We start from the raw sequence: 14,634 nt of genomic DNA on the forward strand, positions 1-14,634 counted from the left end.
GAAACCCCTACCCCCTAGGGGTATAAAGGAGTCATGACTCGACGACTGATCCCCCTCCTCGCCGCCGCCGTGCTCGCCCTCGCGGGATGCGGCTCGCAGAGCGACACCGACGCCGGGCACAACGATGCGGACGTCACGTTCGCCCAGCAGATGATCCCGCACCACCAGCAGGCCGTGGAGATGGCCGAGATGGCGCTCGACCCCGCCCGTGAGGCGTCCGAGCCGGTGCGCGACCTCGCCGGCCGCATCGGCGACGCCCAGCAGCCGGAGATCGAGACCATGCAGGGCTGGCTCGAGGACTGGGACGCGAAGGCCGAGGACCACAGCGACCACGACATGGGCGGCATGACCGGCATGATGAGCGACGACCAGATGAGTGCGCTCGCCGCGGCCACCGGCACCGACTTCGACCGGATGTGGCTGCAGATGATGATCGAGCACCACGAGGGCGCCGTGGAGATGGCCGAGACCGAGGTCGCCGACGGTCAGGACTCCCGGGCCAAGGCCCTCGCGCGGGCGATCATCGACGCCCAGCGCGCCGAGATCACCGAGATGACGAGGCTGCTGGCATGACCGAGATCCACGATCCCACCGCCGAGGCCGGCGTCGTCCCCGGCTACTCCGACGACAAGAAGGCAGTGCTGGCCCGGCTGCGACGCGTGGAGGGTCAGGTGCGCGGACTCACCCGCATGGTCGAGGACGACACCTACTGCATCGACGTGCTCACCCAGGTGAGCGCCACCACCAAGGCTCTCGAGGCCGTCGCGCTGAAGCTGCTCGACGAGCACCTCGCGCACTGCGTCGTCGACGCCGCCCGCAAGGGCGGACCCGAGGCCGACGCCAAGGTCGCCGAGGCCTCGGCCGCGATCGCCCGGCTCGTCCGGTCCTGATCAGCAGCCCACCGATTCCCCGCCCGAAGGAGGGCACACCATGAGCACCACCACCTACGCCGTCACCGGCATGACCTGCGAGCACTGCGTCGCCGCGGTCACCCAGGAGCTCTCGTCCGTCGAGGGCGTCACCGAGGTCGCCGTCGCGCTCGTCCCCGGCGGCACGTCCGACGTCACGGTCACCGGCCCCTCCGAGCCGTCGCTCGACGCCGTCGCGTCGGCCGTGGCCGAGGCGGGCTACACCCTGGAAGGACACGCGTCGTGAACACCCAGGAGACCGTCCGCCTCGACGTGCACGGCATGAGCTGCACGTCGTGCGCGATGCGCGTCGAGAAGCGGCTCAACCAGCTCGACGGCGTGGTGGCGAGCGTCAACTACGCCACCGAGAAGGCCACCGTGCACGTGCCCGAGGGCACCGACCACCAGGTGCTGCTCGACGCCGTCGCGGCCACCGGCTACGAGGCCACGCTGCCCGACGCCCATCGCGGACACGGCGACCACGCCGGGCACGAAGGTCTCCACGGGGCCGCCTCGATGCGGCGGCGAGCCGTCGTGTCGGCGGTCCTGAGCCTGCCGGTCCTCGTGCTGTCGATGGTCCCGGCCACGCAGTTCACCGGGTGGCAGTGGGTGGCCCTGGCCCTCGCCACACCCGTCGTCACGTGGGGCGCCTGGCCCTTCCACCGCGCCACCGCGACGAACGCCAGGCACGGCGCCGCGACCATGGACACCCTCGTGTCCGTCGGCGTCGGCGCGGCCTACCTGTGGTCGCTGTGGGCGCTGTTCTTCGGCGGTGCCGGGATGCTCGGCATGCGGATGGAGTGGTCGTTGACCGGTGGCGGGTCCCACGAGATCTACCTCGAGGTCGCCGGCGTGGTCACCACCTTCGTGCTCGCCGGGCACTACCTCGAGGCCAACGCCAAGAAGCAGTCCAGCGCTGCGCTGCGGGCCCTCATGGACCTCGGCGCGAAGACCGTCACGCTCCTGCGGGACGGCCGCGAGGAGCAGGTCCCCGTCGACGACGTCGCGGTCGGCGACGTGTTCGTGGTGCGGCCCGGCGAGACGATCGCCACCGACGGCGAGGTCGTCGACGGCGCGTCCGCGGTCGACGAGTCGATGCTCACGGGCGAGTCCGTGCCCGTCGAGGTCGGCGAGGGCGACGCCGTCACCGGCGCGACCGTGAACGTCGGTGGCCGGCTCGTGGTGCGCGCCACCGCCATCGGCTCCGACACCCGCCTGGCGCAGATGGCCCGGCTCGTCGAGGAGGCGCAGGAGGGCAAGGCCGAGGTGCAGCGCCTCGCCGACCGCGTGTCCGCCTGGTTCGTCCCCGGCGTCATCGCGCTGGCCCTGCTGACCTTCGCCGGGTGGCTCGTGATCGGCGGGACCCTCACGCAGGCGTTCGTCGCGTCGGTGGCCGTGCTCATCATCGCCTGCCCCTGCGCCCTCGGGCTGGCCACGCCCACCGCCCTCATGGTGGGCACCGGTCGCGGCGCGCAGCTGGGGATCCTCATCAAGGGCCCGCAGGTGCTGGAGTCGACCCGGCGCATCGACACCGTGGTGCTCGACAAGACCGGCACCGTCACGACGGGCGAGATGCGGGTCGTCGACGTCGCCCCGGCACCCGGCGTCGAGATCGGACGGCTCCGGGCGCTCGCCGCCGGCGTCGAGCACGCGTCGGAGCACCCGGTGGCGCGCGCCGTCGCCGCGCTCGTCGACCAGCCGCTTCCGGTCACCGACTTCGCCAACCACCCCGGCATGGGCGTGAGCGGTGTCGTGGACGGGGTAATGGTCCGGGCCGGTCGTCCGGGCTGGCTCGGCCACGACGTCGCGTCGTCGGCGCACGTGGGCACCACCATCGCCGTGGAGGCGGACGGTGCGCTGATCGGCACCGTGACGGTGGCCGACACGGTCAAGCCGACGTCGCGCCAGGCCGTGGCCGACCTGCGCGACCTGGGTCTGGAGCCCGTGCTCCTCACCGGTGACGCCCGGGTGGTCGCCGACGCGGTGGCGCAGGAGGTGGGCATCGAGCAGGTCGAGGCCGAGGTGACCCCCGACGACAAGCTCCGCACCGTGCAGCGGCTGCAGGCCGAGGGCCGCGTGGTGGCCATGATCGGCGACGGCGTGAACGACGCCGCCGCGCTCGCCGCCGCCGACCTCGGCATCGCGATGGGCACCGGCACCGACGTGGCCATCGCGGCGTCCGACCTGACGCTCGTGTCCGGCGACCTCGGTTCCGCCGTCGACGCGGTCCGACTGGCCCGCGCGACCCTGCGCACGATCAAGACGAACCTGTTCTGGGCGTTCGCCTACAACGTGGCCGCGATCCCGCTCGCCGTCTCCGGCCTGCTCAACCCGATGATCGCCGGTCTGGCGATGGCCGCGAGCAGCGTCCTGGTCGTGACCAACAGCCTGCGCCTGCGTCGGTTCCGCGGCCAGGACAGGTGAGCCTGGGCTCCGTGAGGGGAGGCTGATCTTCGTTGCGCACGATGGAATTTCCCGCGAGGGTGGTGGTTGTAGAAGGAAGAACCTGACTGAGAAGGACGTGCACCACATGACCTCGACCACCCACACCGACGCCCCCTCGGCCCTCGCGACCACGTCGGAGATCGCGGCCGGCGTCGCCCAGTTCCTCACCCCCGTCGTCCACGACCTCGAGGCCCTCGTCGTCGATGGCAAGCAGGCCCACTGGCACGTGCGCGGCGGCAGCTTCGCCGGCGTCCACGCACTGCTCGACGACCTCGTCGCCCACGCGCAGGACTTCGCCGACACGGCCGCCGAGCGCATCGTCGCCCTCGGCCTCCCGCTCGACTCGCGTCTGGCCACCGTGGCCGCCAAGTCGACGCTGCCGGCGCTGTCCGACGGCTTCCAGCCCTGGCAGACCACCGTCGCGCAGACCGTCGCGCAGATCGACGCGGCCCTCGTGACCGTGCGCGCGGCCGTCGCCGGCCTCGACGACATCGACCTGTCGAGCCAGGACGTCGCCATCGAGATCGAGCGTGGCCTCACCAAGGACCGCTGGCTGCTCCAGGCGCACATCGCCGCCTGAGCCTCGCCCGCTCGTCGAGCCCGATCCGCTGCTGCGGGTCGGGCTCGCTGCGTTCCAGGCCGGAGTCGCTGATCTGCGACGTCGAGCTGCGGAGGGGGTGGGGCTGCGTCGCCTCGGCTGGCTCTGGTCTCGATCTCCGAAAGGGCCTCGACGGAGCAGGGGCCCATGGCCTGCTCGAGCCTGCCGTCCGTGCCTGTCATCGGTGGATCCTCAACCTCAGGAGCACTCCTGCAGTTGAGGATCCACCGATGGGTGAGTCAGGGCCGCCCCATCGGTGGATCTGCAACCTCACGCGCCGCCCTGCGGTTGAGGATCCACCGATTGGGGTAGAGAAGGCGGTGGCCCGGGAGCTCGGCCGGGTCGCTGGGAGTCGCCCGGTCGAGGCCCTGTCGGAGACCGCACCCAGCACCAGCCGCGGCAGCGCAGACCCGACCCGAGCACCAGCCGGGGCGACGCAGCCCCGACCCCGGCCCGACCCCACGAGTCCGGCGCCGTGAATCGAAGTGACATAGGCCACCCTTGCCTCACACGAGGCAGGTAAGCCTATACTCACCTCATGAGGTCCCACCGCCGTCGCACCCCGCTGCAGCACGTGCTGCTGGCCGGCTGTGCCGACGACCTGGTGGTCCTGCAGTCGGTGCTCGCGATGCTTCCGTCCGACGTCTACGGACAGGTGGTCGTGGAGATCGAGCCCGACGTCGCGCTGCCCGAGCTCGACACCCCGGCGCGCGTGACCGTGCACCGGGTGTGGCCCGGCGCCGCCGACCGCGCCGTCGCCGCGTGGATCGCTGAGTGGATGCCCAGCGAGCCCGACGCCGCCCGCACCGTGGGCCTGTGGATCAGCGCCGGCTCGAGCGCCTGCGCCGTGCCACTCGAGCTCGACGTCGTCGCCCAGACCATCTGAGACCGGTCAATCCGTCTCAGCTGTCGAGGTGGAGGGCCATCCACACGTCGTCCACGGGTGAGCCCTCGATGACGAACTCGCCGACCAGCACGCCCTCGACGGCGAACCCGCACCGCTCGTAGAGACGGCGCGCGGTCGGGTTGGTGTCCAGGACGCGCAGCGTCACCTTGGCCGCACCCTCGGCGCGGGCCCGCTCGACGGCGGCGCGCACGAGGGCCTCGCCCACACCGCGACCCTGCGCAGCCGGCAGCACGCCCAGTCCGTCGATGATCCGCACGTGGGAGTGGCTCGCCAGGTGGCCGGCAGGATGCAGGGCGACGTAGCCGACGACGACGCCGTCGAGCTCAGCCACCAGGAAGCCCTCGGGCCCGCCGTGCTGCTCACGGAAGAACGCGGGGTCCCGCTCCCGGTCCGGCGGGCTGCCGGGCGACCACCTCGGGCTCCACGTGACGTGGTCGATCTCGAGCAGCTCGGCGTCGTCGTCGATCGTGGCAGGACGGACGACGGGCTCGGCGTTCACGGCGCGATCGTGCCACGTCCACCGGCCCGTGCACCCGTAACGGGTGGATACTGACGCGATGACCCACCCGTGGCGTCCTGAGCGCGAGATCACCGTCGCCGAGGCCACCGCTGCCGTGCGCGAGCTGGGACTCGCCGGGGACGACGTCCGCCAGGTCGCGGCGGGGTGGGACAACTCGATCGTCGCCGTCGACCACACGTGGCTGTTCCGCTTCCCACGACGCTCGATCGCGCTGCCCGGGGTGGAGCGGGAGGCGCTCCACCTTCCGCTTCTGGCACCGCTGCTGCCGCTGCCGATCCCGATCCCCCGCCACCACGGCACCTACGGCGAGCCGCCGTGGCCGTTCTGGGGCGCCGAGGTGCTGCCCGGGACCGAGCTCGCCGTGACCCCGCACGCCGACGTCGAGTCCGTCGCCGGCGCACTCGGCCGCTTCGTGCGGGCCCTGCACGACGTGCCGCTCGACCCGACGCTCCCGGTCGACCCCATGGGGCGGGCCGACGCCGTCGACCGCGCCGCACGCACCCGGGTCATGCTCACGGACCTGCGGTCCGCCGAGGTCTGGCGCGACGACACCGCGCTCGACGCCCTGCTCGAGCGCGCGGACGGCGCACCACCGGCGCCGGACCAGGTGGTCACCAGCCACGGCGACCTCTACGCCAGGCACGTCCTCGTCGACGACGCCGGCCAGGCGTGCGGCGTGATCGACTGGGGCGACCTGTGCGTGGCGCACCCCGGCGTCGACCTCGCCTTCGTGTTCAGCGCCCTCGCGCCCCAGCACCGCGCGGCGTTCTGGGCCGAGTACGGCGACGTGGACGACGACACCGTCCTGCGGGCGCGCACGATGGCCGCGTTCTCGGCCGCCGCGGTCGCGTCCTACGCACGTGACACCCGGCTCGACGCGCTGCTGACGTCGGCGCTCGAGCGGCTCGCGACGGTCGCCGTCGACTGACACCGCTGGGAACAGGCCACGCTCGCCGCTCGTTGAGCAGGGCATGACCACCATCGCCGTCACCGGAGCCACCGGCACCCTCGGTGGGCTCACCGCACGCCACCTCGCCGACGCGGCGTCGACCGACGGTGCCGACGTGCGGCTTCTCGTGCGCGACCCGAGCCGCGCCCCCGACCTCGGGTTCAGCCTGTGGGAGTGCAGCTACTCCGACGGACCGAACCTGCGTGAGGCGCTCGCCGGCGTGGACACGCTCTTCTTCGTGTCGGCCCACGAGAGCGACGCTCGGGTCGACGAGCACCGGTCCGTCATCGAGGCCGCACAGGACACCGGCGTCGGGCACGTGGTCTACACGTCGTTCGTCGGGGCGTCCGCCGACAGCACCTTCACGCTGGGCCGCGACCACGGCGCCACCGAGGACCTGCTGCGCGAGTCCGACCTCGGCTGGACGTTCCTGCGCGACAACTTCTACGCGGAGGTGTTCACCCACTTCGCCGACGCCGACGGCGTGATCCGAGGACCTGCCGGCGCCGGCCGGGTGGCCGCGGTGTCCCAGCGCGACGTCGCCGCCGTGGCCGCGCACGTGCTGCAGGACCCGGCGACCCACGCGGGCCGTGCCTACGACCTGACCGGTCCCGACGCCCTCACGCTCGACGAGGTGGCTGCCGCGCTCACGCAGGTGACCGGACGTCCGCACCGCTTCGAGGACGAGACCCTCGACGAGGCCCGCGCCAGCCGCGCCCACTACGGCGCGCCCGACTGGCAGCTCGACGCGTGGATCAGCACCTACACGGCGATCCGCGACGGTGAGCTCGCTGCCGTGAGCGGCGACGTCGAGCGTCTGCTGGGTCGCCCGGCGACGTCGTTCGCCGACGCGGTCGCCGCCGCAGCGCACTAGCGATGGCCTGAGGGACGGGAGCTAGAGGAGCGCGAGCAGCTCCCGCTCCTCGGCGCGGGTGAGGCCGGCCCTCCGCGGCCGGTCGATGCCGCGGGCCCGCTCGTCGGCGAGGGTGTCGACGGCGGTCTCCTCGAGGGAACGACGACGCAGACCGGCGTGCCCGGCGTGGCTCGTGTCCATGCGGACCATGCCGCCGTCCTCCTCCGGGAGCCACAGCGGCAGGGACCGCTCACCCGCCCACGGCTGCACGCCGAGCTCCTCGAGACGCGCCGGGTGCACCGGCACGAGCCGGCCCCGGTGGCCCACCGCAGCGGCGATACGCACGAGCGCGTCGCCCAGCGGCAACGACTCCCCAGCCAGGTTGAGCACGCCCGTGACCGAGCGCCCCGTGGCGTCGACGGCGAAGGCGGCGGCGTCGCGCACGTCGACCACCTGGCACCGACCGTCGGGCGGGTCGGGCACGAGCACGTCGTCCTCACCGGCCGAGCCGAGGCGCGCGGACCAGTAGCCGAAGCGGTCCGACGGGTCGCCCGGTCCGGCGATCAGGCCGACTCGCAGCACCAGCGCTCCGGGGTGGGCGCGTACCGCCTGCTCGCACGCGACCTTGCCCTCCCCGTACTGGTCGGGGTCGACCGTGTCCCCGACCGCGGGAGGGCGGAGCGGGTCGTCCTCGTGCATCGGGAGGGCGGGATCGGCGTAGACGTTGCCGGTCGAGACGAAGGTCCAGCGCCGCGCGTCGGCACCGAGCGCGGCGAGCGCCGACCGCACGTGGCCCGGCTGACGGGCGACGTCGACCACCGCGTCCCACGGGCCCTCGACGTCGTCGTACGCGTCGGCGTCGTCGCGGTCGGCCCGCACCCACTGCGCACCCTCGACCACACTGCCGCTCTCGCCACGCGCCAGACAGGTCACCTCGTGGCCCCGCGCGAGCGCCTCACGCGCGATCTCGCGTCCGAGCCACGCCGTGCCGCCGAGGACCAGCCACCGTTCCATGCCCCACCCGACCACGCCGGGGCCGCCCGGCGCCAGGGATGTTCACCCAGGGCCAAAGGCCTAGGCTCGGTGCATGAGCTCCCTCGACGTCCTCTCCGTGACCGGAACCGCTGCGATCCGCGAGAAGATCGCCCTGCCCGGCGGTGGAGTCCTCTCGGTCAAGCTCGTCTCGCCCGACGGCGAGGTGCTGGCCGCCGTCGCCGTGAAGGCCACCGACGGACCGACCCCGTTCGAGCTCTCCGCCGACCCCGCGCTCGTGCCCGACCCCGACGCCGTGCGCCTGTGGGCCATGCTGCGCACCGAGGTCGGCGTGTGGGGCACGCCCGAGCTGGTCTCCGTCCGCGAGGAGCTGATGTTGTCGCGGGTCGACGCCTGATGCCGCGGGGCGCACAGGTCACCCACCTGACGAAGGAGGAGATCGCCGCGGCCGATGCACCCGTGCTCGGCCGCATCGCGTCGCTCCTGCGCCCCTACCGTGGTCAGCTCGTGCTCGTGTGCGTGGCGGTGGTCGCCGCCGCCGCACTCACGTCGGTGATCCCGTTCCTCACCCGGGCGGTCTTCGACGACGCCCTGTTCCCGACCGACGGCAGCGCGGCCGACCTCGGCCTGCTCGGCAAGCTCGTCGCGTTCATGTGCCTCATCCCGGTCGTGACCGCGCTCATCTCGGTGGGCCAGAACTGGCTGACCGCCACGATCGGGAACTCGGCCATGGCCGACCTGCGCAGCCAGCTGTTCGCGCACCTGCAGACGATGGAGCTGGCGTTCTTCACGGCCACGAAGACCGGTGCGATCCAGTCACGGCTGGCCAACGACGTCGCGGGCGTGCGCACGGTGCTCACCGACACCGCCACGACGATCCTGCAGAACACCGTCACCGTGATCGCGGCCGTCGTGTCGATGGTGCTGCTCTCGTGGCAGCTGACCGTCCTGACGCTGATCCTCATGCCGGCGTTCATCGCCATCCAGCTGCGCGTCGGCCGACGCCGCCAGAAGCTGGCGCGACGCACGCAGGAGTCGCTGTCGGAGATGACCGCGATCACCGAGGAGTCGCTGAGCGTCTCGGGCATCCTGCTGTCGAAGGTGTTCGGGCGCGGCGAGTCCGAGACCGAGCGGTACCGCGAGGCGAACCGGGTGCAGGCGCGCCTCCAGGTGGCGCAGGCGATGACCGGCCGCACGTTCTTCGCGACGGTCCAGACGTTCTTCGCCATCACGCCCGCGCTCATCTACCTGCTCGCCGGGCTGATGATCACCGGCGGGCTGCCGGGAGGGTCGGAGGCGCTGACGGCCGGCACGCTCGTCGCGTTCACCACGCTGCAGGCCCGGCTGCAGATGCCGCTGCTGCAGCTCATGCGCGTCACGCTCGACGTGCAGACCTCGCTCGCGCTGTTCCGTCGCATCTTCGAGTACCTCGACCTCGAGCCCGCCGTGAAGGAGAAGCCCGGCGCCGTGGCGCTGCCCGCGGTGCGCGGCGACGTCGAGCTCCGTGACGTCTGGTTCCGCTACCCGGAGCCGAGGTCCCTCACCGGTGGCCGCGGAGGTGACCGGTTCGGTGAGTCGACGGTGCGGATCTCCCGTCCCGACGGGTCGACGGCGCCGTCCGTCGACGACACGTGGGCGCTGCGCGACGTGTCGCTGCGGATCCGACCCGGCCAGCTCGCGGCCATCGTCGGGCCGTCGGGGTCGGGCAAGACCACTGCCACCTACCTGGTGCCGCGGTTCTACGACGTCACCCGCGGTGCCGTGCTGATCGACGGCCACGACGTGCGCGACCTGACCCTGGACTCGGTGACCGGCGCCGTCGGCATGGTCACGCAGGAGCCGTACCTGTTCCACGGCACGATCCGAGACAACCTCGCCTACGCCCGTCCCGACGCCACCGCCGCCGAGATCGAGCAGGCGGCCCGCGACGCGAACATCCACGACCGCATCCTCAGCTTCGCCGAGGGCTACGAGACGATCACCGGCGAGCGCGGCTACCGGCTGTCCGGCGGTGAGAAGCAGCGGCTCGCGATCGCCCGCGTGCTCCTCGCCGACCCCCGCATCCTCATCCTCGACGAGGCCACGTCGGCGCTCGACACCGAGACCGAGCGGCTCGTGCAGCAGGCCCTGGAGCGGGCCCGCGCCAACCGCACCACCATCGCCATCGCGCACCGGCTCTCCACCATCCACGACGCCGACGTCATCTTCGGCATCGAGGACGGCGTCCTCGTCGAGCAGGGCACCCACGACGAGCTGCTGAGCGCCGGCGGGCTGTACGCCCGGCTCTACGTCGAGCAGTTCCAGTCCGGCCGGGGGCCGCAGCGTCCCGACGACCGCCGGGCCGACGTCAGCGTCTGACCGACGCTCCCCACCGACGGGAGCTGGCTCCTCACCGTCAGAGACGACCGTCCCGGAGAGCGGCTCGGGCCTTCCGCTCCACCCGCTCGATCGCTGACCCGGCACGCTCGAGGGCCTGGTCGGACATCGCCTCGGGTGAGCTCAGCTCGACCTGCGAGACGACGTCGTCGGCGCACGACTCGACGCGCACCAGGGCGACCTCGTCGTCGAGCCGGCGCTGCTCGACGTACCGACCGTCCTCGGCACGGATGGCTCCCGCCCTCGAGACCTTCCAGACGTCGCAGGCGGCCTCGGCGTCAGGGACCTCACCCTCCTCGATGCCCACGAGCTGGCGGGCGGAGGCGATGCTCTCCACCTCCTCCGGGTCGGCACCGGAGAGCGCGAGCACCTCGGGGATCCGTTCGAGCCACTCCCTCGCGGGGACCGCCATCACCGATGCGATCGTCTCCGCCTGCAGGCGCGTCGCGTCGGCGTACGAGCATGCCGAGGTCCCCCACGCGTTGTTCTGGGTCCCCGCGTTGTAGTCGAGCGGCTCGCCGCCGAGCGCCGACCACTCGTCAGTCGACAACAGGTTGCACGGATCGAGGGCCGAGGGGGTCGATGGCGTCGTCGAGGACGGCGCGTCCGACTCGGCCGATGGGGACGGACCACAGCCGGCGACGAGGCCGGCGATGCACGCCCCAGTGGCGATCCAGCCCATGACCTTCGTCATCGTTCCCCCGAGACCTCGTCGCACCGTCGGTGAATCCTACGATGGCGACGACGTGGCTCAGAGACCGCCGAGCCCCACGTACTTCGTCTCGAGGTACTCCTCGATGCCCTCGGCGCCGCCCTCGCGGCCGAAGCCGGAGGCCTTCACGCCGCCGAACGGGGCGGCGGGGTTGGAGACGATGCCCTGGTTGACGCCGACCATGCCGGTCTCCAGGCCCTCGTACACGCGGACCGCGCGGGCGTAGTCGGTGGTGAAGGCGTAGGCGACGAGGCCGTACTCGGTGTCGTTGGCCATGCGGATGCCCTCGTCGTCGTCGGTGAAGGTGAAGATCGGGGCGACCGGGCCGAAGATCTCCTCGGTGGTGACCTTCGCCGAGAGCGGGACGTCGGTGAGGACCGTCGGCGGGTAGAACCACCCCTGACCGTCGGGCACCTGGCCTCCGGTGAGCACGGTGGCGCCCTTCTCCACGGCGTCGTCGACGAGCTCGGCCACCTTGTCGCGCTGCTTCTCCTCGACGAGGGGGCCGACCTTGACGTCGTCCTCGAGGCCGTCGCCGACCTTGAGCGCGGCCATCTTGTCCGCGAGCTTGGTGGAGAACTCCTCGGCGACGTCGGCGTGGACGATGAACCGGTTGGCGGCGGTGCACGCCTCGCCGATGTTGCGCATCTTGGCGAGCATCGCGCCCTCGACGGCCGCGTCGACGTCGGCGTCGCCGAACACCAGGAACGGGGCGTTGCCGCCGAGCTCCATCGAGACGCGGAGCAGGCCCTCGGCGCTCTGCTCGACCAGCGACCGGCCGACCTCGGTGGAGCCGGTGAACGTGAGCTTGCGCAGACGCGGGTCGCGGATGATCGGCTCCATCACCTCGCCGGTGCTCTTCGTGGTGACGACGTTGAGCACGCCCTCGGGCACGCCCGACTCCTCGAGCACCTTGGCGAGCCACAGCATGGTGAGCGGCGTGAGGCCCGCGGGCTTGACCACCATCGTGCAGCCGGCGGCGATGGCCGGCGCGATCTTGCGGGTGCCCATCGCGAGCGGGAAGTTCCAGGGCGTGATCATCAGGCACGGGCCCACCGGCTGCTTCAGCGTGAGCAGACGCGTGGCGCCGTTGGGGGCCACCGAGTAGCGGCCCGAGATGCGCACCGCCTCCTCGGAGAACCAGCGCAGGAACTCCGCGCCGTACGTGATCTCGGCCTTGCTCTCGCTGAGCGGCTTGCCCATCTCGAGGGTCATGATCGTGGCCAGCTCGTCGGCGCGAGCCGTGACCGTCTCGAAGGCGGAGCGCAGGATCTCGCCGCGGTCGCGCGGCGGCACCTTCGCCCAGCCCGCCTGCGCGGCCACGGCGGCGTCGATCGCGGCCTTGCCGTCGTCGACCGTGGCGTCCGCGACCTGCACGAGCGTGGAGCCGTCGGCGGGGTTCTCCACCGCGAACGTCGAGCCGCCGCTCGCGTCGCGCCAGGAACCGCCGATGAACAGCTGGGTGGGGACGTCGGGGAGGGCTGAGGAGGTCATGGTTCGAGGCTAGACCTGCTGCCCTCGCGCGCACCTCCTCACCGGTCGATCGCCGAACGGCGCGTCACCGCGGCAGGCGAGCACGCCGTCCTCGACCTCGACAGCTGGGAGGCGGGCGGTAGATGGCCCGCGCTACCGGAGCCCCCGGCGGTAGGTGGCGCGCGGATACGACGCCCGTATCCGCGCGCCACCTACCTGGACCGTTGGGCGAAACGCGCCGCAGGACCGGGACCGCGCTACGGCACCCGCCGCACGTGCAGCGAGGGCTCGACGACGTCCGGGTGAAGCACCGAGGCCATCGCCTCGACCCCGTCGACCAGCCGAGGACCCGGTCGCACCACCACGGCGTTGCCGTCGATCGCCCACACCTGGGCGTCGGGCAGCTCCCGCACCACCACCGCGGCCTGCTCGGCCGCGCCGTCGAGCCCGTAGCCGCACGGCGCCACGAGGACGACGTCGGGCCGCTCCGCCCGCAGGCCGTCCCACGCCGACGGGCCGGACGGGGTCCCCGGGTGCATGCCCACCGGCTCGCCGCCGGCAGCCGCCACCTGGTCGGGGATCCAGTGGCCACCCGTGAACAGCGGGTCCACCCACTCGACCACGGCCACCCTCGGCCGTGGCCGGCCCTGCGCCGCGGCGGCGACCGCAGCGAGCCGCTCACGCAGTCCGGCCACGACGTCGCGCCCGCGACCGGGCACACCCGCCGCAGCGGCGACCCGCTCCACCGAGGCCAGCACGTCCTCGAGGGTGTGCGGGTCGAGCGTCAGCACGTCGGCGCTGCAGCCCAGGTGCGCCAGCGCCTCGTCGACCCGGTCGGTCGGCAGCGCGCACACGCGACACAGGTCCTGGGTGAGCACCAGGTCGGGCTCGACGTCGGCCAGTGCTCCCTCGTCGAGGGTGTACAGGTCCACACCGGCGGCTCGACGTTCCCGGACGTACGCGTCGATCTCACCGGGCGTCCAGCCGCTCGTGTCGGCGCCGGTCACCACCACCCGGTGGTCCAGCCGCGCCCGGGCCGGCTCGTCGCACTCGAAGGTCACGGCCGCGAGCCGGTCGTCGAGGCCGAGGGCGTAGACGATCTCGGTGGCCGACGGCAGCAGCGACGCGATCCGCGAGACGGCCACGACGTCGCCCACGGTCAGCGCTCCCGGTGGAAGCGCGGCAGCTGACGGACCCGCACCACGACGAAGACCGCGATGACGAGCAGCACGCCGAGGATGACGACCTTCTGGAACGTGTCGGCGTAGGGCTCCACCTGCTCCCAGTTCTCGCCCAGCCGGTAGCCGGCGATGACGAAGATGCTGTTCCAGATCAGGCTGCCGGCCGTCGTGAGCAGGAGGAACAGCGCGAACGGCATCTTCTCCACGCCCGCCGGCAACGAGATCAGGCTGCGGAAGATCGGCACCATCCGGCCGAAGAAGATCGCCTTCGTCCCGTGCCTCGCGAACCAGGCCTCGGTGCGCTCGAGGTCGCTGACCTTGAGCAGCGGGACCTTCTCGAACACCCACACGGTGCGGTCGCGTCCGTAGCCGCGACCCAACCAGTAGAGGATCGCGGCACCGATGACCGACCCTGCCGTCGTCGCGAACAACGCACCGGCCAGGGAGAACGTGCCCTGCGCGGCGGCGAAGCCGGCCAGGGGCAGGATGATCTCGCTCGGGATCGGTGGGAACAGGTTGTCGGCCCCCACGGCGATGGCCGCACCCACCAGCCCGAGCCGGTCCATCAGGTCGACGGTCCAGCCGGCGAGGCCGCTGTCGGGACCCGTGGAGGTGGCGGACTGCACGAGTGCGGTCGACAGGGCGCTGATCACGGTGCCGAGGGTACCTGCGTCGGCCCACCCGCCCCGGTCGCCTTCCTGCGCCGACGGCGTCGTTAC

General features: G+C 72.4%; 16 protein-coding genes. 10 read left to right on the forward strand and 6 right to left on the reverse strand.

What is annotated here, in order from left to right:
- Nucleotides 1-33: 33 nt before the first annotated feature.
- The 6 genes from ASF37_RS05950 to ASF37_RS05975 all read left to right on the forward strand — a co-directional run bounded on the left by ASF37_RS05950 (nucleotide 34) and on the right by ASF37_RS05975 (nucleotide 4,837).
- The gene (locus tag ASF37_RS05950) at nucleotides 34-573 is read left to right on the forward strand and encodes a DUF305 domain-containing protein (protein ID WP_056579484.1); all 540 of its coding nucleotides are present in this window, start codon (nucleotides 34-36) and stop codon (nucleotides 571-573) included.
- Nucleotides 570-890, forward strand: a complete 321-nt coding sequence (locus ASF37_RS05955; RefSeq protein ID WP_056556950.1) for a metal-sensitive transcriptional regulator — start codon at nucleotides 570-572, stop codon at nucleotides 888-890. The genes ASF37_RS05950 and ASF37_RS05955 overlap by 4 nt, the downstream gene beginning before the upstream one ends.
- A gap of 40 nt (nucleotides 891-930) precedes the next feature.
- Nucleotides 931-1,155: a heavy-metal-associated domain-containing protein gene (locus tag ASF37_RS05960; RefSeq protein WP_056575329.1), complete on the forward strand. Its 225-nt coding sequence runs from the start codon at nucleotides 931-933 to the stop codon at nucleotides 1,153-1,155.
- Entirely contained in the window at nucleotides 1,152-3,332 is a 2,181-nt protein-coding gene (locus ASF37_RS05965; RefSeq protein ID WP_255353924.1) for a cation-translocating P-type ATPase, read from the forward strand. The genes ASF37_RS05960 and ASF37_RS05965 overlap by 4 nt, the downstream gene beginning before the upstream one ends.
- A 106-nt stretch (nucleotides 3,333-3,438) precedes the next feature.
- A complete protein-coding gene (locus ASF37_RS05970; RefSeq protein WP_055962296.1) occupies nucleotides 3,439-3,933 on the forward strand; it encodes a Dps family protein in 495 nt (164 codons plus the stop codon).
- Nucleotides 3,934-4,489: 556 nt separating this feature from the next.
- Nucleotides 4,490-4,837, forward strand: coding sequence for a hypothetical protein (locus ASF37_RS05975; RefSeq protein ID WP_056556947.1), 348 nt, complete (start codon nucleotides 4,490-4,492; stop codon nucleotides 4,835-4,837).
- 16 nt (nucleotides 4,838-4,853) lie between these two features.
- On the opposite strand, the gene ASF37_RS05980 is transcribed toward ASF37_RS05975, so the two are convergent.
- On the reverse strand, nucleotides 4,854-5,357 hold the full coding sequence (locus tag ASF37_RS05980) for a GNAT family N-acetyltransferase (RefSeq protein ID WP_056579485.1): 504 nt from the start codon (nucleotides 5,355-5,357) through the stop codon (nucleotides 4,854-4,856).
- A 58-nt stretch (nucleotides 5,358-5,415) separates the two neighbouring features.
- Here ASF37_RS05980 and ASF37_RS05985 point away from each other — a divergent pair, with 58 nt between their 5' ends.
- Nucleotides 5,416-6,306: a phosphotransferase gene (locus ASF37_RS05985; RefSeq protein WP_056579487.1), complete on the forward strand. Its 891-nt coding sequence runs from the start codon at nucleotides 5,416-5,418 to the stop codon at nucleotides 6,304-6,306.
- A gap of 43 nt (nucleotides 6,307-6,349) precedes the next feature.
- Entirely contained in the window at nucleotides 6,350-7,201 is an 852-nt protein-coding gene (locus ASF37_RS05990; protein ID WP_056579489.1) for an SDR family oxidoreductase, read from the forward strand.
- Between the two features lie 21 nt (nucleotides 7,202-7,222).
- On the opposite strand, the gene ASF37_RS05995 is transcribed toward ASF37_RS05990, so the two are convergent.
- The gene (locus tag ASF37_RS05995; RefSeq protein ID WP_056579491.1) at nucleotides 7,223-8,194 is read right to left on the reverse strand and encodes an NAD-dependent epimerase/dehydratase family protein; all 972 of its coding nucleotides are present in this window, start codon (nucleotides 8,192-8,194) and stop codon (nucleotides 7,223-7,225) included.
- Between the two features lie 73 nt (nucleotides 8,195-8,267).
- Between ASF37_RS05995 and ASF37_RS06000 the strand changes: the two genes are divergently transcribed.
- On the forward strand, nucleotides 8,268-8,570 hold the full coding sequence (locus ASF37_RS06000; protein ID WP_055962318.1) for a YbaY family lipoprotein: 303 nt from the start codon (nucleotides 8,268-8,270) through the stop codon (nucleotides 8,568-8,570).
- Nucleotides 8,570-10,531, forward strand: a complete 1,962-nt coding sequence (locus tag ASF37_RS06005) for an ABC transporter ATP-binding protein (protein ID WP_056579493.1) — start codon at nucleotides 8,570-8,572, stop codon at nucleotides 10,529-10,531. Before ASF37_RS06000 ends, ASF37_RS06005 begins: the two co-directional genes overlap by 1 nt.
- Nucleotides 10,532-10,568: 37 nt before the next feature.
- On the opposite strand, the gene ASF37_RS06010 is transcribed toward ASF37_RS06005, so the two are convergent.
- The 4 genes from ASF37_RS06010 to ASF37_RS06025 all read right to left on the reverse strand — a co-directional run bounded on the left by ASF37_RS06010 (nucleotide 10,569) and on the right by ASF37_RS06025 (nucleotide 14,568).
- A complete protein-coding gene (locus ASF37_RS06010; protein ID WP_162239942.1) occupies nucleotides 10,569-11,099 on the reverse strand; it encodes a hypothetical protein in 531 nt (176 codons plus the stop codon).
- 201 nt (nucleotides 11,100-11,300) lie between these two features.
- Nucleotides 11,301-12,755, reverse strand: a complete 1,455-nt coding sequence (locus ASF37_RS06015) for an NAD-dependent succinate-semialdehyde dehydrogenase (RefSeq protein ID WP_056579497.1) — start codon at nucleotides 12,753-12,755, stop codon at nucleotides 11,301-11,303.
- A 236-nt stretch (nucleotides 12,756-12,991) separates the two neighbouring features.
- Nucleotides 12,992-13,891, reverse strand: coding sequence for an ABC transporter substrate-binding protein (locus tag ASF37_RS06020; RefSeq protein WP_055962330.1), 900 nt, complete (start codon nucleotides 13,889-13,891; stop codon nucleotides 12,992-12,994).
- Nucleotides 13,892-13,893: 2 nt separating this feature from the next.
- Nucleotides 13,894-14,568 carry a DedA family protein gene (locus ASF37_RS06025; RefSeq protein ID WP_235493078.1) on the reverse strand — a complete coding sequence of 225 codons (675 nt, stop codon included), beginning with the start codon at nucleotides 14,566-14,568 and terminating at the stop codon, nucleotides 13,894-13,896.
- Between the last annotated feature and the right edge of the window lie 66 nt (nucleotides 14,569-14,634).

The organism is Aeromicrobium sp. Leaf289 (assembly GCF_001423335.1).
Classification (GTDB): domain Bacteria; phylum Actinomycetota; class Actinomycetes; order Propionibacteriales; family Nocardioidaceae; genus Aeromicrobium.

Excerpts from the sequence above, each read along its gene's own strand:
- ASF37_RS05950 (WP_056579484.1), top strand. The coding sequence starts at position 34 with ATGACTCGACGACTGATCCCCCTCCTCGCCGCCGCCGTGCTCGCCCTC.
- ASF37_RS05955 (WP_056556950.1), top strand. The coding sequence starts at position 570 with ATGACCGAGATCCACGATCCCACCGCCGAGGCCGGCGTCGTCCCCGGC.
- ASF37_RS05960 (WP_056575329.1), top strand. The coding sequence starts at position 931 with ATGAGCACCACCACCTACGCCGTCACCGGCATGACCTGCGAGCACTGC.
- ASF37_RS05970 (WP_055962296.1), top strand. The coding sequence starts at position 3,439 with ATGACCTCGACCACCCACACCGACGCCCCCTCGGCCCTCGCGACCACG.
- ASF37_RS05975 (WP_056556947.1), top strand. The coding sequence starts at position 4,490 with ATGAGGTCCCACCGCCGTCGCACCCCGCTGCAGCACGTGCTGCTGGCC.
- ASF37_RS05985 (WP_056579487.1), top strand. The coding sequence starts at position 5,416 with ATGACCCACCCGTGGCGTCCTGAGCGCGAGATCACCGTCGCCGAGGCC.
- ASF37_RS05990 (WP_056579489.1), top strand. The coding sequence starts at position 6,350 with ATGACCACCATCGCCGTCACCGGAGCCACCGGCACCCTCGGTGGGCTC.
- ASF37_RS05995 (WP_056579491.1), bottom strand. The coding sequence starts at position 8,194 with ATGGAACGGTGGCTGGTCCTCGGCGGCACGGCGTGGCTCGGACGCGAG.
- ASF37_RS06000 (WP_055962318.1), top strand. The coding sequence starts at position 8,268 with ATGAGCTCCCTCGACGTCCTCTCCGTGACCGGAACCGCTGCGATCCGC.
- ASF37_RS06005 (WP_056579493.1), top strand. The coding sequence starts at position 8,570 with ATGCCGCGGGGCGCACAGGTCACCCACCTGACGAAGGAGGAGATCGCC.
- ASF37_RS06015 (WP_056579497.1), bottom strand. The coding sequence starts at position 12,755 with ATGACCTCCTCAGCCCTCCCCGACGTCCCCACCCAGCTGTTCATCGGC.